Genomic DNA, 20,427 nt, shown 5'->3' on the forward strand with positions numbered 1-20,427 from the left:
CTTGCTCCGGGGTCATGCGTGGATAGCGATCAATCGGGATTGCGGTCTTACAAAGCGCCCTCTTCCGCCGTGACCAGCTCTTCGGCAGACGGAATGCGCCCCTCGAACCAATAGGCAGCAGCAGCGCGCGACATGGCGGCGCCGTCATGGCCTACACCCCCAACGTGGATCAGCGACCAACGGAAAGGCACTCCGAGGCGTTCGGCCTCCTGATGGGCGAAGTCGTAGACGAACTGCGCGCGCGCATAGCGGTGCGGTCCCTGCCTCAAGGCCTCGGCCTGGGCGGGCAGGTTCGGATCGTCGGTGCTGATATCCCGATCGCCGGCGAAGATGTGCATGGGATAGGCAAACCAGCGCGCCAGACCGACCTCGTCGAGCCCCAGCCTGCCGAGGCCTTCCGGAAAGTCGCGTTCCAGCGTCGGCAGGGTGTACCAGCCTGGATTGCCCGCGATGACGGCCTCGAAGGGGGCATGATTCTGGGTTGCGAGCATCCGATGCGCGAATTGCCCGCCGGCGGAATGACCGAAGAGCCGTACCTTCGAGCGTCGCGTCACGCCGCCGTTCCGCAGGACGGCGAGAACGCGGGCCGGGACGGCATAAAGCCACTTCTCGAAAGGGCGCACGCTTCCGTCGTCCCCGATGACCCATCCGTTGTTGTACGATTCGGCCTCCGGGAAATGCGCGTCGGGGAAAGTCGGCGCCACGATCAGAATGCGATGCTTGTCCGCGGCCGGAACCCAGAAATCCCGATACTCGTCGCCATTGCGGAGCATGCCGTGCTGGACGATGACGACCGGATCGTCGAGGCCATGATCCACCGGGCGATAAAAATTCACCTCGATGGGCCGGTCTGGGTGCTGCGGATCGATAAAGGGAAGCGTGCTGCGGCCGGTCTCAGGAATAAGCGTGGTCGTCATGCGTTGTCCGAATGGTGCAAATGGCAGGCTGCGCTGCGTCCGGGTGCGATTTCCGTCAGCATCGGGCGAACCTCACGGCATTTCGCCATGGCGTGCTCGCAGCGCGGGTGGAACGGACAGCCGCCGGGCGGCGCCAGAGGGGAGGGCAGCTCGCCCTTGAGCGGCTGGAACGCGCGCTTGCGCCGCGCCGTCGAGGGACTCGCCGCGATCAGCGCGGCGCTGTAGGGGTGGGCCGGCTCAGTGAAGATGGCGGAGGCCGGCCCGATCTCGACGATGCGCCCGAGATACATGATCGCGACCCGGTCGCTGATATGCCGAACGATCCCAAGATCGTGGCTGACGAACAGATAGGTCAGGCCGTGCTTCTCGCGAATGTCCATGAACAGGTTGATGACCTGCGCCTGGATCGAGACGTCCAACGCCGAGACCGGCTCGTCGCAGACCAGAAAGCCCGGCTTCACCGCGAGCGCGCGGGCAATGCCGATGCGCTGGCGCTGCCCTCCGGAGAACTGATGCGGGTAGCGGTTGCGATAGGTGACGTCGAGGCCGACCTCGGTCAGGGACCTGTCGACCGCGGCATCGATCTCGCCCTTCGGCAGCAGGCGATGAACCCGCAGGGCCTCGCCGACGATGGTGCGGACTTGCATGCGCGGATCGAGCGACGCATAGGGGTCCTGGAAAACCATCTGGACCTTGAGCAAATAATCGAGCCGCTCCTTGCCGCGAAGCTCGGCAACGCGCCGCCCGTCGTAAACGATGTCTCCGGCGCTGGGCCTGGTGATGCCCGTTGCCATCCTGGCCAGCGTGGACTTGCCGCAGCCGGATTCGCCGACAAGGCCGAGGACTTCGCCGCGCGCCACGCTGAGATCGACCCCATCGACCGCTCTCAAAACGGGTGGCGGCGGAGCGCTCCCAATGGCGGCGAGGATGCGCTGTGCCACTGTCGCCTTGCCGCGGAAGTGCTTTTTAACACCACGCAGTTCGAAGAATGGTTCGGTCATAGCGCGTGGCCCTCTGGCACGGGATTGTGGCACCGATAGCTCTGCCCAGTGCGCGTGACCTGCGGCAGGGGATCGATCTCGGCGCATAGGGGCAGGGCGCGCTCGCAGCGCGGCCGGAACGGGCATCCGCTCGGGCGCGCGTCGATGCTGGGGGCCGCACCATTAATCTGCTTCAACCGCTCGCCGGGCGCGACCGTCGTGGCTGAGGAGCCAAGCAGACCAAGCGTGTAGGGATGGCGGGGACGATCAAGAACGTCGTCGACGGTGCCCGTTTCGACGATCCGCCCGGCGTACATGACAGCGACCCGGTCGGCGAGTTCCGCGACGACGGCGAGATCGTGGGTGATCCAGAGAACCGCCGTGCCGGTCTCGCTGCTGAGCTTTTGAACCTCGAACAGGATCTGGCTCTGGATCGTGACGTCGAGGGCCGTCGTCGGTTCATCGGCGATGATCAGATCGGGCTTGTTCAGAAGCGCGGTCGCAATCGCCACCCGCTGGCGCATGCCGCCCGAGAACTCGTGCGGATACTGCTTCAGGCGCGCCTCGGGTGAGGAGATGCCGACCCGCGACAAGGCGCGCGAGGCCTCTGCCATGGCCTCTTGCCGGCTGCACGGGCGGTGCTCGAGAATGGCCTCACCCATCTGCTCGCCGATGGTGAGGACCGGATTGAGGGTCATCAGCGGATCCTGAAAGATCATCGCGATGCGATCGCCCCGCAGAGCCCGCAGGCGCTCCTCGGGGGCCCGGCGTAAATCCTCTCCTTTGAACAAGACATCGCCGGACACGATCTCGCCCGGGGCATCGATCAGCTGGACCAGCGAGAAGCCGGTCACTGACTTGCCGGAGCCGGACTCTCCGACGAGTCCCACGATTTCGCCGGGGTGCACGACGAGGTCGACGCCATCGACGGCGGGCCATGCGCCCGCGAGATCGTGAAACACCGTTCTCAACCCACGAACAACGAGCAGCGGCGACACCATCAGCCCCTCACGTTGAAGCTGCGGCGCAGGCGCTCGCCGACGAGATTGAGCGACATGATCAGCAGGACGAGGGCAATGCCGGGGAAGGCGGCGATCCAGTATTCGCCGGAGAGCAGGAATTCAAAGCCGTTGGCGATCAGAAGGCCGAGCGATGGCTGCGTCACCGGAACGCCAACCCCGAGGAAGGAGAGGGTGGCTTCCAGGGTGATTGCGCCGGCGATGCTGATCGTCGAGACGACGAGCACCGAGCCGATGGAGTTCGGCAGCAAATGCGCCAACATGATGTGGCGCGTCGGCAGCCCGAAATTGACCGCGGCCTCGATGTACTCCTTGCGCCGCTCGACGAGCGCCGCCGCGCGCATCAGGCGAGCATACTGGGCCCATTGCACCAGGATGATCGCAACGATCACCTTGTCGACGCCGCGCCCGATGGAGGCGAGCAGCACGAGGGCGATCAGGATCGACGGGAAGCCCAACATGAAGTCGACGACGCGCATAATCGCCGCATCGATGGCTCCGCCGAACTGGGCCGCGACCAGCCCCGCGAGAATGCCGATGGCGAGCGCGCCCGCCGTCGATGTCAGGCCGACAAGCAGGCTGGTTCGCAGCCCGTACAGGATGGCGCTGAGCATGTCGCGCCCCTGCGCGTCGGTGCCGAGCCAGTAGATGACGCCGGTCATCCCTTGAGAGCCGGGCTCAAGGCGATTGTCCATCACGCTCAGCGACGCGAGGTCATGCGGGTTCTGCGGAGCGATGAAGGGGGCAAGAAGCGCGAGAAGCAGGAGAATTCCCAACAGGATGACGGCGCCGCGTGTGGTGGGGCGGCTCCCGATCCGGCGCAGGACTTGTTTGCGCAGCGTCGTGTCGGCCCTAGCCGTCATGTCCGTCGCAAGGGGGTTCGACAGGGTCATGCGATGTCTCCGGTCAGCTTCACGCGTGGATCGAGCGCTGCGTAGAGAATGTCGACCAGGAAGTTCACGGCGACGAAGAGAAGGGTGGCGAGCATGACGTAGGCAACGACGACAGGGCGGTCGAGGTTATAGATGCTGTCGATGAGAAGCTTGCCCATGCCCGGCCAAGCGAACACGGTCTCGGTGATCGTCGAGAAGGCAACGAGACTGCCGAACTCCATGCCAGCAACCGTCACGACAGGGATCAGGATGTTGCGCAGCACATGGCGCCCGACAATGCGCTTGCGCCGCACGCCCTTGGCGCGGGCATATTTGACGTAGTCCTGCGTCATTGCCTCAGTCGTTCCCGCCGCGACAAGGCGGATCATCAAGGCCATGTTCGGAATGGCGAGGTTGAGAGCGGGCAGGACGAGATGCCTCAAGCCGTCGAGCGTCAGCAGGCTTGTGGGAATCCCGAGTACCGAAACCGTCTCGCCGCGCCCCGCAGTCGGCAGCCAGCCGAGCAAAACGCTGAAGAGCAGGATAAGCATCATCCCCTTCCAGAAACTCGGAAGCGAGAAGCCGAGGATCGTTCCGGCCATAATCGCGCGGCTCGGACGGCTCTCGGGGTTGAGGCCGGCGAGGAGACCGAGCGGAATGCCGACGACCGCCGCAAGGCTCATGGCCAGAAGAACAAGCTCGAACGTGGCCGGCAAGCGCGCCAGGATCAGATCGACGGCCGGAACGCCGTGGACGAAGGAGCGTCCGAGATCGCCTTTCAGGGCATTGCCCAGGAAGGCGAAGTATTGCTGCCAGACGGGCAGATCGAGCCCGAGGCGCCGGATCATCGCCGCGCGTTCCGCGGCGCTGACCTGCGGAGGAACCAAGAGTTCAATTGGGTCTCCAATGCCATAGACGGCAAGGAAGACCACGACCGAGACCGCGAGCAGAACCAGGACGCTCTGGATCAGACGCTGCAGGATGTAGGCCGTCATGTCAGGCGTTCCGGTCCGCTCGTGGTCTCAGGCTTTGCTTACTTCGTGGGCTTGACCTGCATGGCCATCGTGAACTGGTCCGCGCGGCCGGTATAGGTCAGGTTCGCCTTATAGGCCCAGATGGAGCTCTCGAAATGCAGCGGAATGAACGCGCCGCCCTCAAGTGCCTTCGTTCCGGCCTGCTGGAGCAACTCGGAGCGCTTGGCGTCGTCGAGGGTGACGATGGCTGCGCGGAGCAGCTTGTCGAACTCGGGATCGCTGTAGCCGCCGTAGTTCGAGCCGCCCATGGTCTTCGCCTCGTCCGGGGTCACTGGCCACTGACGCAGGAAGGACGAGGCCTCACCACTCGTGGAACCCCATCCGCCGAGCGCCACGCTGAACTCCTTCTTGGCGCGGCGCGGGAAGTAGAGGGCGCGCGCCATCGCGTCCACCTCAGAGCGAATGCCGACCTGGGTCAGGTACTGTGCAACGGCCTGGGTGATTTGGCTGTCGTTGATGTAACGGTCGTTGGTCGTCGAGAGCGTGACCTGGAAGCCGTTGGGATAGCCGGCCTCGGCCAGGAGCTTTTTCGCCGCCGCCGGATCATAGGCAAGCTTGGGCGGATTGGCTAACGCACCGAACATGCCATTGGGCAGGAACTGGTAGGCCGGCTCGGCCGCGCCGTCCATGATGCGCTTGATAATGGCGTCACGGTCGACGGCAAGCGAGATCGCCTTGCGCACGCGCGGATCCTTCAGCGGGTTCTTGCCGTTCTCGGCCTTCACGAACGGGCTCGGCTCGCGCTCCACGTCGAGTTGGAAGTAGATCACGCGCGTTGAGGGAGTGATCACGTGGCCGAAGCGCTTGTCGTCCTTGATGCGCGACACATCGCGCGCGGCCGGATTTTCGATCACGTCGTAATCGCCGGCAAGCAGGCCCGCCAAGCGCGGGCCGGCATTGGGAACCGGCACAAAGTTCACGCTGGCCCAGGGTTCTGCCGGGCCCCAGTACTTTTCGTTGCGCTCGAGCTCGATGCCCGTGCCTTTCACATAGCTCTTGAACTTGTAAGGGCCCGTGCCGATAGCGAGCTTGCCGTCGTTGAAGTCGCCGACGACCGGCCATGGTCCAGTAACGCCGCAGTTCTTAGCCGGGTCGAAAGACAGCTTGTCATGCGGAACGATGGATGAACTCAGGATGGCGAGGCCCGAAAGGAAGTTCGGCAGCAGGGGATCCGGCGCCTTCGTGGTGATGACGATGGTCTGCGGATCGGGCGCCTCGACAGCCGTGAAGTTGCCCGTGATGTCGGCAAAGGAGCCTGCAATCGCAGTCTCGTTCTTCAGGGTGCGGCAGAAGCTGAAGATCACGTCGTCTGCGGTGAAAGGCTGGCCGTTGGAGAAGGTCACGCCTTGGCGGAGCTTGAAGGTCCAACGATTCTTGCCGTCGTTCTCCCAGGAGGTGGCAAGGCTGGGCATGACCTTCTGCTTTTCGTCCTGCTTGGTCAGGCCGTCGAAGATATGCGCCGCCAAGGCGTTGTTGGGCGTCAGATCGTGATAATGTGGGTCGATGGCGGTCGGCTCAGAGCTGAGCGCGATCTTGAGCGACTGAGCCCATGCGGGAGCGCTGAGCAGGCAGGTGCCAACCATGAAGGCGAATAGGGCAGGATGACGCATCGTAAAGTTCTCCGATTCCTCTGGAACTGTCTTTTGACAGATTTATTTTCGCAGATTAGAGATCATGAAAATTTTATGACGTCAACCAGCCCGGAGCATCCATGTCGCACGTCCTGAAGCCGACGACGGACCTGGCCCATCGCATTGGGCTGGTTTATCCCTCGTTGAGTGGGGCTCATCGGCGCGCCGCGGACTTCGTGCTGCACAACCCACTCGAGACGGCAACGATGACGATCGAGGGCCTCGCCGAACGCAGCGGCACCTCCACCGCGACGGTCACCCGGTTCGTTCGCGTTCTCGGTTTTGCCGGTTACAGCGAGTTCCGGGCGGCGCTGTCTGAGGCACTCCGGCTTGCCATGGCTCCCGTCGACAGCCTTGCCGATGCCCACAGCACGAAAAGCACCGCCTTCTCCACGTTTGTCACGGCTATCAAGGATCAGGCTGCCAATTTAAATGAGACCCTTGCCGCGATCGATGAGAAGACCTTCTCCCGGGCGATGGAAGCGTTGTTGCGCGCCCGCCGGATCTTCATCATCGGATCCGGAGCGAGCCACCATGTGGCGGCTCATCTCGATGAAGGGTTGACGCTCTATCTAGATGCGAACGTGATCTTCACATCCTCGCGCGGCGGGCCTGAGAAAGCGATCCGGCATATCATGAACGTGGGGCCGGACGATCTTGTGCTGGCCATCTCACTTCCCCGCTATTCCCGTGGCACCGTCGATCTGGCGAAACTCGCCAAGGACCGTGGAGCGACGGTACTGGCGTTGACGGACGCGCCGAGTTCGCCGCTCGTGCCCATCGCCGACATGACCTTCTTCGCCCCGGCAAGAAACCGGCTGCTGCCAAATTCACCCACGGCAACCTTCGCGCTCGCCGATGCCATCGTTGCTGCCATTGCTCGAGAGCGGCCCGATGCCGTCGCGGCTTTGAAGGAACTCAGCGAAAGTCTTCTGTGGACGTTTTATCAGTGAATGAGGCCACTTCGGTTTGGTACCGTTCGCTTGCCCAGAACGTCAGGAAATGGCAGTGCGCCCCAAAGGCGCGGATCACCAGTGGAGGAAGATTCCACCCAGAGAGTTGTCGATTGATCTGGTCGCTGACGAGCGGTTCGGCCGGGCAACCGGACGGGCCGGAGCCTCGTGACAAAGGTCGCTGTAAGGCGGCTGAGCAATCCGATGGGCCGTAACGTGAGTGAAGCCTGAGCAGGCTATGAGCGTGACAATGCGGATGCCGACCCTCCTGCCATTTGGGGAAGGCCGTGCGAGCGGGGAAGCAATCGACACGCGCACCCGCTCGATCCGCCGGGGTCGTGGGCACGGCACATCGGAAGGGTGATGCGGGTCATCGGGGGAGACCCGTTCTGCGCGAGGGTAGCGGCCTCAACGGTGTTGTAAGACGCCGGCCAGGGCGGGGTCGGACAGGGTCATACGAGCGCTGAGGCAGGGTAACGCCGACGGAGCAAGGGAAAGGTCGATGGTATCTGGGCGCGAGCCCGTGCAAGAAGAGCGTGCAACGGCTCAAGACGAAGGTCGCCAACCTGCTGACGCCCGGCCACAACGAACCATGGTGGGACGTGCGCGACAGGCTGAACAGGTCCCTGCGCGGCTGGTCGAACTACTTCTCCTATGGGACATGTCGGCCGGCTTTCCGCGGGATGGACCAGTACGTCACCGAGCGCGTGCGCGCTTTCCTCGCCAGACGGCATAAGGTGCAGTTGGTTCGGGATTATGTCGGCCGGGGGAGAAGCCTCGAGAGCGTGTCCATAGACCAGTTGCGCGGGGAATGGGTCGCCTTCATGCGAGCTTGGGTCACTGACCCTCACGAATTCCGCAATCCTAAAAGGGCGGATATCGAGTCCGAGTTCACTCTCTAGAGCTTGGAGCTACCCAATGAGATGGTTGTGGCCGAGTTCGAGGCCGGAACCGTGCGTTTGGAAACAGTTCTTGTTCCAGCCCCAGATCGTCCAGGCGGTGCAATGAGGAAGGGAGGTGCCGCCTCCCTTCCTCTTGGGTATTCCCAAAAAATCCTCTCAATTGGGCTCACGGCCGAACAGCGGTGACTTCGATCTCCACCAGAAACCCTGGGTTAGCCAGTCCGGCAACCTGGAACACCGAGCGTGTCGGCAAATTGGGCTGCTCCTTAGTGCCGAAGAACTGGGTGTAGCCCTGCATGAACCCGGCAAAATCCATCTTTCCGCCCTTGTCTGGGTCACCAACGAGGAAGACCTGCATCTTAACCACGTCGCCCATCGTCAGGCCGATCCCGCTCAGCGTCTTCTCGATCGATCTCAGGACGGTTTCAGTCTGGGTTTTTGTATCACCATAGGCTGCAATGGTGTTCTTCTCGGCGCTCTGGCTGGTTATCGGTGGGACAGCACCACTGACATAGACCGTTGTCTTGCCAGCCGGGATCTCGACCGCCTGCGCAATAGGAAAGTCAGAGTTCGGGATCTTGTGCCGGGTCACGTCCTGAGCAAAGGCAGGTGCGGCCAGTGCAAGCAGCGTGGCAAGCGCAGACACTCCAAGAAGCCGATGCATCGTAGATATCTCCAGTAGGTGGGTGGAATGGGTCTGAATGTTAATTATCGCGACTGGGCAACTTCCTGCGCCGTCACCTTTTCCTCATATGAGTTCCCAAAGTGAGTCCGCAGGTAATTGACGACCTCGGCGACCTGCTCGTCGGTCATCATCTTGCCCACCGGCGGCATGCCCTTCAGGCCATGGAGCACGACCGTGATCGGATAACCGGCCGCCTCGAGCTTCGGGTTGTTGGCAAGAGCAGGATAGATCCCCGCCCCAGCGGCACCCTTGCCGCCTGGCATATGACACGCTGCGCAAACGTTGTTAAACAAAGCCTCACCCGACTTATGAGCAAAGACGCGCGTTGGGCTCAACCTAGGCTCGGCGGAGGGATTGGCAGCGTCCTGTGCGCTCGCGCTTGAGATGCAGGACATAAAAACGGCCGCCAGCACCAATGCCCAGGCGCCCATCGCTCGCTTTTGGAATTTGAAACTCATGACATCCTTCAAACGGACGGAGGTAGGATCGTGTTGAAGCGGGATCAGCTTGCCAGGACGCGCTTGTGAAGCCGCGAGATAGCATCAAGGCCCGACAGGATCGCGCCTTCCATCCAGGCAGGAATGTAGGAGGCGTGCTCGCCGGCCAGTACGATGCGGCCGTCGATTTGGCACAGGTTGTCGTAGTGCTCCTTCCTCGCATCCTCGGTCCAGTCACCAGCGCAGCCGAGAGTAAACGGCACCCGATGCCATGCGACTGAAATGCCAGTCTCGAACTCTTGCCGGTACTGCGGGTGGATCTGAGCGCCGAACTCGACAGCTCGCTTCACGCGCTCGGCAGGGTCCATGGAGGTGAACTCGTACGAGTTTGCGCCATTCCAGGTGTAAGCACCCAGCAACACGCCCTTGCCGCCTTGGTTATACCCGGTGCTGGGATACGAGATCTGGGAAATCGGCAGATCGGTGTAGCTGATGCCACCATAGATCCTTTCATCCTCTTCCCAGAACCGGCGCTTGAATTGCAGGCCGACCTTCACCGATGATGCATAGGGCACAGCGCTGATCGCAGCCTGCATCGGTGCGCCGACATTCAGCTCGATTTGGCTCAAGATCGTGAGCGGAATCGTGCACACACACCAGTCGGCGGTTGCCTGGACGGTAGGTCCGGGATTCGTCGTGTCTTCGTATGTGATGGTGACGCCCTTCTCACCCTGCTGAATGGCTTTTACCTTCGCATTGTATCGGATGATGTCGCTGAGCTGCTTTGCGAACGCTTTGCCGATCATGTCCATGCCGCCAACCGGCTGGAACATGGTCGTCTGGAATTCGTAGAGCGAAAAGTTCGCGAGCGACCGCCATAGACGCGAATTCAGCACATCGGTGAACTTGATCGGCTCGCTGTCGATCGGGCGTGCCGTCAATCCGCCACCCGGATCCTGCTTGAAGCCGCGGTACTCCGAGGTCAGGTGCCCCGCCTTATAGGTATAATCCTTATCGAGTGCGCCCCATGACTTGAGCGCCTGCAGCAGGATCTCCTGATCCTCCTTCGACACAGCACCCTCGAGCTTGCCCTGCTGAGTGACCTTCGCCAACAGCTCCGAGACACCTCCCGTAAAATCAGTCTTGATGTCTTTGATGCGCTGCGGCTTGCCGCCGAAGGCCTTGGCTGAATGCAAGTAGGCGTTGTGATTGAGCTGTTGGAATGGCTCCAGCTGCACACCCAGGCGTCTGCAATAGTCGAGAACCGCGTGGTGATGATAGGGAATCCGCCACGGGCCCGGATTGATATACATCCCGGAGTCGAATTCGCATTTTTGGGTCGCTCCGCCGAGCTCGGTGTAAGTATCCCCGCCGCGGAGAGACCAATTTCGGCCGCCCGGCCGCTGGTTGAATTCGAGGATCTGGACTTTGTACCCTGCCTGGCGCAACTCCAGTGCCGCGGTCATACCTGCAAGCCCGGCGCCGAGCACGAGGACAGAAGCCCCTTTGGCATCGCCATCAAGCTTGATCGGCCCCGTGTACCCGGACTCCGCCGCAAAACCTAGGCTCGTCATCGCCTGATACATGGCCGCGCTACCGGCGGTCATGCCGATCATGGCAAGCAGACTGCGACGACTGACGCCCTGTGATCCAGACTCGTTTTGCATATTATTCCCTCGTGCGAATGGACCTGCCAGACAGTTCCCATTGCTGTCGGCAGCGCTAATAGACCCCGATTTGGCACCTATCCGATAGGGGTAGTGGCGCTTGGAATTTGCTCTTGGTGCCAAAATGGAGGGCACGATGGGTGGCCCTTAATCACCCAGCGCCGACCCCCCGAAACAAGCCCGGTGGGCCCATTGCGTGTCATCTGATCATTTGCCGGCGACCTTCGACAGCGTGTCGAAGATCATCTGCGTGCCTTCGTCGAGGGACTTGATGGAAATCCTCTCGTCGTTTCCGTGCATCCGCTCGAGCGTATTGTTGTCCAACGGATACGGATAAATGCCGTAGACCGGCACGCCACGCTGACGCCAAGCCGAGGCATCGGTTCCCGCTTCGAACAATGCCGAGACCACCTCCGCCTGAGGCCAGAGTTTCTTGCTGCTCTCGGCGAGAGCCTTGTAGAGGTCGGTCTCTGTGGAAGAGGCAGTGGCTTTCGTCGCCTTGTCGTAATAGTCGCGGGCCTCTGCTTCGGACATCGTGGTTGCCAAGGACACTTTCACCGAAGGATCGCCGATGGCGGCCTCAACCTGCTTGAGCACATCCCATGGGACGGAACCCGGGACAAGACGAACGTTAATGTAAGCCTCCGCGGCTCCGGGGATGACGTTTTCCTTCACGCCTGCCTTGACGATCGTCGTCGCGACCGTGTTGCGCATCAGGGCATGCCAAAGGAGGGGATAATCGCCTTGCTCCGATACCCTCTTGCCCGCCTCTCGTAGCACTGCCGGATCCTCGCTCTTGGCAAGGGTCGCCAGGTCCGCTGCCAGCGGTCCCTCAGTGCTCTTGGACAGGGCGTCAAAATAAGCCCGGGTTTGCTGCGTCAGGGTCGGGTCGGTATCCCAGACCGAGACCTTGGCGAGCGCACGGGTCAGGTGGCCAATCGCGCTGTCGGGCATCGGACGTGAGGAATGGGTGGGAGTGCCTAAGACCTGCAGCTTCAGGCCCGCATAGATCTTGTCGCGGGTGGTAATGTTCACCTGGCGGGTGACGCCGGCTTTATCTTGGAAAATCCAGCCGCCTTCGTTCAAGGCGAATTCTGCGTCGATCTTGTCCCAGTGATTTTTGGCAAGCCATCCCGTGCCGTATTCCCCTGCTTCCTCGTCGGCTTCGGCCAAGAAAATCACGTCGCGGGCGAGGGGAATCTTGCTTTCCGCAAGCATAAGCACGGCTCGGGCAAAAACGGCTTGGCCGCCTTTGAAATCCATGGCGCCGCGGCCGAGGACGAAACCATCTTTGACAACACCGGCGAACGGATCCACCGTCCAAGTCGACCGCTCGACGGGAACAACATCGGAGTGTCCAGCGAGAAGCACAGGTCGCTTACTTCCGTCTCCTTTCAAGCGAGCGATGAGATGAGCACGTCCTTCATCGGGCGTTCGAATGATTTCGTTTGGGATTCCGGCGGCGTCGAAGATCTTTTTCAGATACTCGGCCTGATGTTCGCCCGGGAGGATTGCTGGTATCGAAACGCAAAAGGTCCTGCAAGAGGGCCGCAGTTTTACTGTTGCTTGCGTCGGCAGGTGCCGACATTGCGGACATGTTCCCGGCGACAAGTACAAGCGCAGCTAACGAAGAGACGGATTTCCACTTCACGACAGATCTTCCTTCCTAGAAATTGGCAAAGAATGGCAATCGCGCTCGCGCGCAGCTTCGCCGGGTCACTCAGAAGACGATTGCTTGATACTGGAGGTCCCGCAGAGACAATGCCCCTCTCATACGGACTGCACGGAGAATCTGATGTGCAGCTACGGCGCAAACACCATACAAAATTATACTTTAGAGGCGAGCTAGTCATTTTGACAGATTGATGACGACTACCAGCGCCTTAAATACGTCCTTCCGAGTACGATCGATCACAAAACAAAAAGAAATCCATAACTGAATTTTATACCTTCGTGGTCTGTCACAACGATAGATGCGCCCTAGCCAGCTCTGGCGCACCTCGTGGCTGTCCAGCGCCTCCCGAACCCCATCGACCTCCTCAGCATCGATCATGGCGCCCGTGTTTCGCTTCCGGGCGAGTTGATCCACGAAATAAGCCCGGACGGCGAAGTCATGACTGGTCTCCAGAGCGGTCCAGGCTTCACGCCGGGTTAGAAAGCCGGCCGGCCGCCACAATCCTCCGGCGGGCAGGCCTCCTGCCATAACCCAAACGGGAGATGAGAAATCTCCCAAGAGCGGCATAATTCCCAGTCAGACGATGTCATGCTGCCGCGCAGCCAATGAACCCGCCGCGCCGTCGAACGGCAAAGGTGGGTCTACAGGGGGCAATCCAGGAGGAATGCCATGGCGCTCATAAGGGGATCCAATCGTTCGGACACGCTCACTGGCAAGAACGGAAGGGATGCCATCTTCGGCAGGTCCGGCAACGATACCATGAACGGCAAGGGCGGCCGTGACCTCCTCGACGCAGGAAACGGCAACGACACCGTCACGGGCGGCATCGGCAACGACACGATCCTCGGCGGCAGCGGCACGGACACAGCGGTGTTCGGCGGCTCGGCGGACTCCACCACCTTCCGGCTGCTCCCCGGCGGTTTCCTCCAGGTCCGCGGCATCGAAGGCGCCGACATCCTCAAGAGCGTCGAGTACCTGAAGATCGGGGGCAAGACATATAGCACCAAGGGGCCGATTGCCCGCACGGACGAGGCCGCCCTCGGCGAGAACCAGCCCATCGACATCAACGTCCTGGCCAACGACCAGTCTCTCTCGAAGGGAGCGCTCAGGATCCAGAAGCTCGGCGGCGGGAATGCCGCGGTCGGTGATACCGTCGCCCTCGTCGACGGCATCGCGGTCAAGCTTGGAGCGGGCAACAGGCTCACATTCGACCCCGGCACGGCCTTCGACAACCTTTCGGCAGGAGAGACGCTCCACAGGGAGTTCACCTACAGGGTCGGCAACGGATCAGGAAAGTACGACACCGCGAAGGTCAATCTCACGATACAGGGCAGGAACGACGGTCCGGCAGCGGTCAGCGACGCGGCGACTACGAACGGGGGCACGCCGCTGACCATCGCCGCAGCCGACCTTCTGGCCAACGATACCGACATCGACCTCCTCGACGTCCTGACGGTCACAGCAGTGGCTGCCAACCGCCGACACTCATGGAACGGTCATCCTGGAGAATGGGCGGATCACATACACGTCCGAGACCGGATACAGCGGACCAGCCTCTTTCAGTTACACGATCTCGGACGGCAAGGGCGGCACCGCAACGGCCACCGTGAACGTGGACGTGGTTCCGGCCGGGGGCGAGAACACCGCGCCGGATACGACCGCGACGACAGCCTCGACCAATGAAGGTACGGCTGTTGCCATCCTCCTGTCCGGCGCCGACACCGACGGGACGGTAGCCTCCTTTGCGATCACCACGGCCCCGAGCGGCGGAGAACTGTTCCTTGATCAGGCCGGAACCCAGCCCGTGAACCCGGCCAACATCCCGGCAGGCGCAGGCAACTCGGCGACGGTCTGGTTCCTTCCCGGTCCCACCTTCAACGGGACGGCGACGCTCGCGTATGCATCCGTGGACAACGACGGGTCACAGGACCAGTCGCCGGCGACCGTCTCCATAGAGGTCACGCCCGTGGACGACGACGCGCCGCTTATCACGTCGAACGGCGGCGGGAATACGGCGGCCGTCACCTTGAACGAGAACAGCCTCGTGGTGACCACGATCACCGTCACCGACCCGGACGAACCGGACACCGCCGCGCCGTCCATCGCATCGATCGGGGTGTTGGCCGTACAGGTCACGTACTCGCTCGAAGGCCCCGACGCGGCCCTGTTCTCCATCTCAGACAGCGGCGAACTTGCGTTCCTCGCCGCGCCCGACTTCGAGAACCCGACTGATGCTGGCCAGGACAACGTCTACGAGGTCACGGTCAGGGTCACCGACCGCACCGGAAGGACGGACACGCAGGACATCGCGGTCACGATCTCGAACCAGCCCGGCACGTCCCTAACCGGAGATCCCAGCGGCGTTCCGACCATGGACACACTCACCGGGACGGGCGAGGAGGACAACATCAGCGGCCTGTTGATGGGCGACACGCTCAGCGGCCTGGGCGGAAATGACTTCATCGCTGGCGGTAACGGTTTCGACCTGCTCGACGGCGGCGACGGCAACGACGTCCTGATCGGTGGTGCGGGCTTCGATACTCTCCTTGGCGGCGCGGGCAACGACGAGCTCAGCGGCGGCGACGGCGAGGACAGGCTCGAGGGCGGGGACGGCGACGACCAGATGCTCGGAGGCAACGGCGTCGACACCTTCATCGGCGGGCGGGGCGAGGACGAGATGGTGGGTGGAGCGGGCCAGGACTGGCTCGACTACGGTGCCGAGGAGTTGATCCCGCGGTTGGCCGGCGAGACCGCACAGGGCGTCAGCGTCAATCAATTGGCGATCGACGACGGCACCGATTCGCTCCCCCATGACTGCGCCGTCGATACCTTCGGCAACACCGATCACATTGCCGAAATCCGCAATATCAACGGCACCTCATTGAACGATTGGATCCGGGGCGGCGGGCAGGCCAACACCCTTCTAGGCAATGCCGGCGACGACATCCTGAGGGGACGAGGCGAGAACGACACCCTGGACGGCGGGGCAGGGAACGACACCGCTGAGTATCGGGGCAACCTTTCCGACTACCTAATCACGCAGAATGTCGACGGTTCCCTGACCATTCAGGACCTGCGACCGGGTGACAACCTGACGACCGACGGCACCGACACGGTTCGCAACATGGAGAGGTTCCAGTTCGCGGACGGCACCCGCAGCCTCGACGACATCCTGTCTCCCAAGGCTGACGGCTTCGATTTCACCGTGAGCGTCGTCGACCCGAACGGACTTGCGGCCACCCAGCAAGACGCGATCATCAGCAACATGAGCGCGGCGGTCGAGCATTGGTCCCGATATATCTCCGGCGACGGAACCATCGACATCGAGATCGTCATCACGGAGGAGGCTGGCACCGCATCGGCGGCAAGCGTGACGAACACCCAGATCGGCGACTTCAACGGCAATGTCCTTGTCAGGGACAGCGTTCCACACGAACTCATCACCGGAGTCGACCTCAACGGAGCAGAAGCCGATGCCCGCGTCTCGCTTCCCGTAAACTACCTGCTCAATGAACTCTGGCTCGATCCGACTCCGACCGACAGCACCGAACCGGTGCCCACCGACAAGACGGATGCCTTGAGCGTGTTCATGCATGAATTCGGCCATGCACTGGGCATGACCGGGTTCGGGGAGGCGAACGGCACGTTGAACAGGGGGATCGCATCCGTCTACGACAGCCTCATCACCTTCCAAGGCGGCAACCCATTCTTCAACGGGCCGACTACGGTCGAGGTCTTCGGCAGGCCGCTGCCGCTCTCAAACCCTCTACAGGGAGACCTGAACAACTACGCCCATTACGGGCACGAGACCTCGGACGGGCTCGACGACAACCTGATGGAGGGAAACACGTTCTACATGCGGGGCTTCCGCTACGACATCAAGCAGGTCGACCTAGCCATCATGAAGGACATGGGACTCAACGTCGGGGATGCGTGGCTGATTGCCTAGAGCGCTCATCACCCAGTCGTTGATGAGGCCAAGCTTCTGGCTGGGCCTCATCATTGTCCATTACGTTCCGGTTCCAGGCGGGCATCAAAATGCCGCTGATTCAGGTCATGTTTGAGCGAAGGAACCGAAGGGACGGGCTAGGGCCATGCCCGATGTTGGTATGACAATACAAGTCGCTCACGACAGGACGGCAACAGCAATAGAGATTGCGCCTCTGGGGCAATCAACACAGCGGCTCCTACTCAGGCTTGATGAGCTTGATACGCTGATTAGCGAACTTGGCAATGCAAGAAGCAAGATGGTTGAGGGGCATTCACCGCCTGACTTCGAGAAAGAGGAAGTCATCATCAGCACGGTTGCCAATGCAAAGTGGTATATCCGAGCGTCTCCGCCGACAGGAATTCTGGTGGCGTTCTATCACCCAAAGTTTGGACCAGTAGGTTTCACCCTTCCGGGGGACAAGATTGCCAGGATCGTGAGCTTCCTGACAGATCGGTTTATCCTTCAACCAACTCAATCAGCAGAACAGAATTAGCTGTTTGGTAGCAGAATGTTGTTGGGACCGGGTGCGTTGGGCGATTGAGGAATACGCCTGACGCTTCAATGACGTGCGGCGCCCATGGCGCTGACCACCACGCGACGGCAAAGGCTGCTGCGGGCACCGTCAACTTAACGCTTTTACTTGCTCTTGGCGGTGTTTAGGTCCGGAGCGGGCCACGCATTTTCAATTACTTAGACCCATCGCGGAATAGCTGAGAACCGCGGTAAGCGGTCTTTACTAAGGTAAGTTGACAGTGCCGTCTTGGCACCTCCAAGGTTTCGGCACGCCGGCTCAGGGTTGAGTGATCCGGTACCGCCAGATCCAGACCCAGGAGTTGGAGGATCGAACCGATTAAGCCTTCCGTCTGACGCAGCGCTAACCGGAACACTGCCCGCAGGGTCAACGCCGTCCTAATCGCGAGGGCCGAATAGTGGGCTTGACCGCCCCGCGTGGTACGGGGCTCAGCCCGCCAGGCGGCAATGGCTTCCGCAGAAAACCAGACCGTCAGGCTTCCCCTCTGGCGCAGGCTGGCGTCGTACTCAGCCCAGTTCGTCACCCGGTACCGCTGCTTGGAGATGCGATGTCGATGGGCGGCATTGGCCTTGAAGGGCATGGTGAGGATCTTTACTCGGAAGCCAATCAGGCCGTTACACTATCCAGCCGCGGTTACCAACTCGCTCATCCCTGCAACAAGGCGGTGCGCCTGGATAAGTTGGCCTGTCACGTGCAGGCGCGGCGACGCGTCCGGCTAAACAGAATGCCCATCTTTTAGCCTTGTGAGATGTCACAAAACATCTTGTGTGATCTTACAAACCATGCTGACCTAGTGTCATGTACGATCGGTCTTCGCCCTTCGCGTTGCCTCAGCCCCCTGGCCCAACTGCCAAAAGTGCGGTGGCTCTCCAAGTGCTTCGGCATGCTGTCCTGACCTGTGAACTCGCCCCTGGAGCGGCATTCTCTGAAGTAGAGCTTGAAACCCGGTATCGGCTCGGGCGCGCCGGGATCCGGGCAGCATTACAGGTCCTCGCCGCGGAAGGTTTGGTTGCTCCGCTCCCGCGGCAGGGATGGCAGGCCAAACCGATCACCGGCGCCTTCATCGGCGACGTGATCACGGCGCGGCGCCAAGCTGAGGCGACAATTGCGTATGTAAAGCTGACCACCTCCGCACGCGAGCGCGTCCAAACGCTCGTCATGCTTGCCGCCACGCTGGCGGGACGTCAGGACCCGCAAGCCCTCGTCACCGCGCGCGTGACCGACCGGCAAATCCTCGATCTTCTCGCGGATCGCACCAACTGGTTTCACAGGAAATGGCTTCGCGAGCTCTGGGATCATTCCCAACGCGTCGTGTGCTTTCTCGAGGCGGGAGAGGTTCAATACCGACCGCTCAGCCGCGAGGACCTTTTCGAAGCGCTGGCCGCATCGGATCGCGCCGGCGCGACTGCGGAATTATCGCGGGACATTGATCAATTTGAGACGTTCGTCTCACGCGCCCTCTTGCGTCGTCCGGAAGATCTCTTGGGCCGATCACAGCAGCGGAGCGCCCGCCGGTCCCGCGTACAAAAGCTGACACGCTCGACAGGCAAAGGAGCACGGGGCGAACCGGGCTCTACGGCCAAATCATGATTGCTCAGGCAACGCACCAGAAGGAGACCTGACATGGTGAGACGAGGGAGAGGGTTAGCGGCTGTTGTTCTGGGATTGTGCCTGGCGGTTGCGCCCGGCGCGCTGCTCGCAAAAGAGAAGCTGACGGTCGATCTGGTCAACGAGCCGTCGTCGCTGGACCCACACGTGCAGTGGAACCCGGACAGCTACTACGTCTATCGCAACATCTTCGACAACCTCATCACACGCGATGACAAGGGCGACATCGTCCCGCAGGTCGCCACATCCTGGAAGTATCTGTCGGATACCGAGATCGAGTTCACGCTCCGGGACGACGTGACGTTCCATGACGGCCAGAAGCTGACGGCGGAGGACGTGGCCTTCAGCGTGCAGCGGATCACTGATCCAAAGTTCGCCAGCCCGCAGCTCGGCCAGTTCAACAAGATCGTCAAAGCCGAGGTGACGAGCCCGACGACGGTGAAGCTGACCACCGACGGGCCCTATCCGGCGCTGCTGGGCCAGCTCGTGAAGCTGTCGATCGTGCCCAAGCACGTGGTGGACGCGGTGGGCAAGGACGCCTTCAACCTGAAGCCGGTGGGCAGCGGCCCGTACAAGTTCGATGGCTGGCAGCGCGGCGTGCAGGTGACGCTGACGGCCAACGACAAGTACTGGGGCACCAAGGGTCCGTTTGCCAGCGTGGCGTTCCGGGCGGTGCCGGATGCGGCGACCCGGGTGGCGAACCTGCAGGCGGGCACGAGCGATCTGGCGGTCACCCTCGACTCCGACCTTGCCGCGCAGCTCAAGAACTCGCCCAAGGCCAAGGTGCTCTCCGTCCTCACCGAACGCGTGGCATACCTCGCCATGAACATTCAAAAGCCGCCAGTGAACGATCCGAAGGTGCGCGAGGCGATTGCCTATGCCATCGATAAGGACGGACTGGTTGACGGAATCCTCGGCGGTTACGACAAGGCGGTCCCGGAGATGCTCTCGCCAGCCCATGTCGGCTGGGTCGAAGGGATCGAGGCGCGAGGCTATGATCTCGCCAAGGCAAAGGCGCTGGTCACGGAGGCGGGATCGAAGGCCAAACAGCCGATTTCGCTCTTGACCTCTCCCGTTTACGACCAGCGTGTCGTGCAGGCGATCCAGCAGATGCTGACCGAAGCTGGTCTGACGGTGAAGATCGAAATGACCGATATGGCCAACTGGCTCAAGCAGATGCAAACCGGGCCGGATTCGATCCCACAGATGGCCTTCAGCCGCTGGTCCTGTGCGTGCCAGGATGCAGATGGTGTGCTCTTCCCGCTGCTTCATTCCTCCAGTGGCTGGGCCAATGCGCAGGATCCGGAGGTCGAACACCTTCTGGTTGAGGCCCGTCAAACGCTCGACGAAAAGAAGAGGCTTTCGCTCTACCGCTCGGTTCATGAGCGCGTCGCAACGGAGCTTTTCCTCGTCCCGCTCTATCAGGTCGGCATCATCTACGGCGCAGCGAAAGGCCTCCAATGGCAACCCACGCCGAACGAGAGCATGTTCCTGAATCGCATGACCTGGAAAGACTGAACGGAC

Annotated in this window: 17 protein-coding genes and 3 pseudogenes; 8 read left to right on the top strand and 12 right to left on the bottom strand. The window is 61.7% G+C overall.

Annotated features, from left to right (window positions below):
* Positions 1-47: 47 nt before the first annotated feature.
* Genes BB934_RS40905 through BB934_RS40930 form a run of 6 tightly spaced genes read right to left on the bottom strand, consistent with a single transcriptional unit; the run spans position 48 to position 6,432 of the window.
* Positions 48-917, bottom strand: coding sequence for an alpha/beta hydrolase (locus tag BB934_RS40905; RefSeq protein ID WP_099515325.1), 870 nt, complete (start codon positions 915-917; stop codon positions 48-50).
* Positions 914-1,918: an ABC transporter ATP-binding protein gene (locus tag BB934_RS40910; RefSeq protein WP_099515326.1), complete on the bottom strand. Its 1,005-nt coding sequence runs from the start codon at positions 1,916-1,918 to the stop codon at positions 914-916. The genes BB934_RS40905 and BB934_RS40910 overlap by 4 nt, the downstream gene beginning before the upstream one ends.
* Positions 1,915-2,898, bottom strand: a complete 984-nt coding sequence (locus BB934_RS40915) for an ABC transporter ATP-binding protein (RefSeq protein WP_099515327.1) — start codon at positions 2,896-2,898, stop codon at positions 1,915-1,917. The genes BB934_RS40910 and BB934_RS40915 overlap by 4 nt, the downstream gene beginning before the upstream one ends.
* Positions 2,898-3,809 carry an ABC transporter permease gene (locus BB934_RS40920; protein ID WP_099515328.1) on the bottom strand — a complete coding sequence of 304 codons (912 nt, stop codon included), beginning with the start codon at positions 3,807-3,809 and terminating at the stop codon, positions 2,898-2,900. Before BB934_RS40920 ends, BB934_RS40915 begins: the two co-directional genes overlap by 1 nt.
* On the bottom strand, positions 3,806-4,783 hold the full coding sequence (locus tag BB934_RS40925; protein ID WP_099515329.1) for an ABC transporter permease: 978 nt from the start codon (positions 4,781-4,783) through the stop codon (positions 3,806-3,808). The genes BB934_RS40920 and BB934_RS40925 overlap by 4 nt, the downstream gene beginning before the upstream one ends.
* A 38-nt stretch (positions 4,784-4,821) precedes the next feature.
* Positions 4,822-6,432: an ABC transporter substrate-binding protein gene (locus BB934_RS40930; RefSeq protein WP_099515330.1), complete on the bottom strand. Its 1,611-nt coding sequence runs from the start codon at positions 6,430-6,432 to the stop codon at positions 4,822-4,824.
* Positions 6,433-6,533: 101 nt separating this feature from the next.
* Between BB934_RS40930 and BB934_RS40935 the strand changes: the two genes are divergently transcribed.
* Both BB934_RS40935 and BB934_RS40940 read left to right on the top strand, forming a co-directional pair.
* Complete coding sequence (locus BB934_RS40935; RefSeq protein WP_099515331.1) at positions 6,534-7,406, top strand: MurR/RpiR family transcriptional regulator; 873 nt, start codon at positions 6,534-6,536, stop codon at positions 7,404-7,406.
* Positions 7,407-7,942: 536 nt separating this feature from the next.
* On the top strand, positions 7,943-8,308 hold the full coding sequence (locus tag BB934_RS40940; protein ID WP_237050651.1) for a group II intron maturase-specific domain-containing protein: 366 nt from the start codon (positions 7,943-7,945) through the stop codon (positions 8,306-8,308).
* Between the two features lie 166 nt (positions 8,309-8,474).
* Here BB934_RS40940 and BB934_RS40945 read toward each other — a convergent pair whose 3' ends face one another.
* The 5 genes from BB934_RS40945 to BB934_RS40965 all read right to left on the bottom strand — a co-directional run bounded on the left by BB934_RS40945 (position 8,475) and on the right by BB934_RS40965 (position 13,339).
* Positions 8,475-8,972: a RidA family protein gene (locus tag BB934_RS40945; protein ID WP_099515333.1), complete on the bottom strand. Its 498-nt coding sequence runs from the start codon at positions 8,970-8,972 to the stop codon at positions 8,475-8,477.
* Positions 8,973-9,016: 44 nt separating this feature from the next.
* A complete protein-coding gene (locus BB934_RS49900) occupies positions 9,017-9,256 on the bottom strand; it encodes a c-type cytochrome (protein ID WP_237050652.1) in 240 nt (79 codons plus the stop codon).
* Between the two features lie 239 nt (positions 9,257-9,495).
* Positions 9,496-11,097: a flavin monoamine oxidase family protein gene (locus tag BB934_RS40955; RefSeq protein ID WP_099515334.1), complete on the bottom strand. Its 1,602-nt coding sequence runs from the start codon at positions 11,095-11,097 to the stop codon at positions 9,496-9,498.
* 207 nt (positions 11,098-11,304) lie between these two features.
* Complete coding sequence (locus BB934_RS40960; protein ID WP_157934638.1) at positions 11,305-12,708, bottom strand: M20/M25/M40 family metallo-hydrolase; 1,404 nt, start codon at positions 12,706-12,708, stop codon at positions 11,305-11,307.
* Between the two features lie 238 nt (positions 12,709-12,946).
* Complete coding sequence (locus tag BB934_RS40965; protein ID WP_157934639.1) at positions 12,947-13,339, bottom strand: hypothetical protein; 393 nt, start codon at positions 13,337-13,339, stop codon at positions 12,947-12,949.
* Positions 13,340-13,441: 102 nt separating this feature from the next.
* On the opposite strand from BB934_RS40965, the pseudogene BB934_RS40970 reads away from it, so the two are divergent.
* From BB934_RS40970 to BB934_RS40980, 4 genes and pseudogenes are all read left to right on the top strand, one after another.
* A pseudogene (locus tag BB934_RS40970) lies at positions 13,442-14,188 on the top strand (calcium-binding protein); the annotation flags it as partial.
* A 100-nt stretch (positions 14,189-14,288) separates the two neighbouring features.
* Positions 14,289-14,333 (top strand): annotated as a pseudogene (locus tag BB934_RS51335) (hypothetical protein); the annotation flags it as partial.
* 45 nt (positions 14,334-14,378) lie between these two features.
* Positions 14,379-16,721: a calcium-binding protein gene (locus tag BB934_RS40975; RefSeq protein ID WP_157934640.1), complete on the top strand. Its 2,343-nt coding sequence runs from the start codon at positions 14,379-14,381 to the stop codon at positions 16,719-16,721.
* 145 nt (positions 16,722-16,866) lie between these two features.
* On the top strand, positions 16,867-17,256 hold the full coding sequence (locus tag BB934_RS40980) for a hypothetical protein (protein WP_099515339.1): 390 nt from the start codon (positions 16,867-16,869) through the stop codon (positions 17,254-17,256).
* Between the two features lie 271 nt (positions 17,257-17,527).
* Here BB934_RS40980 and BB934_RS40985 read toward each other — a convergent pair.
* Positions 17,528-17,875 (bottom strand): annotated as a pseudogene (locus tag BB934_RS40985) (transposase); the annotation flags it as partial.
* 293 nt (positions 17,876-18,168) lie between these two features.
* Here BB934_RS40985 and BB934_RS40990 point away from each other — a divergent pair.
* Together BB934_RS40990 and BB934_RS40995 are read left to right on the top strand one after the other, a co-directional pair.
* Positions 18,169-18,885 (top strand): GntR family transcriptional regulator, encoded by a 717-nt coding sequence (locus BB934_RS40990; RefSeq protein ID WP_157934641.1) that lies wholly within the window; start codon positions 18,169-18,171, stop codon positions 18,883-18,885.
* A 33-nt stretch (positions 18,886-18,918) separates the two neighbouring features.
* The gene (locus BB934_RS40995) at positions 18,919-20,421 is read left to right on the top strand and encodes an ABC transporter substrate-binding protein (RefSeq protein ID WP_099515341.1); all 1,503 of its coding nucleotides are present in this window, start codon (positions 18,919-18,921) and stop codon (positions 20,419-20,421) included.
* Positions 20,422-20,427: the final 6 nt, after the last annotated feature.

This window comes from Microvirga ossetica (genome assembly GCF_002741015.1).
GTDB lineage: Bacteria > Pseudomonadota > Alphaproteobacteria > Rhizobiales > Beijerinckiaceae > Microvirga > Microvirga ossetica.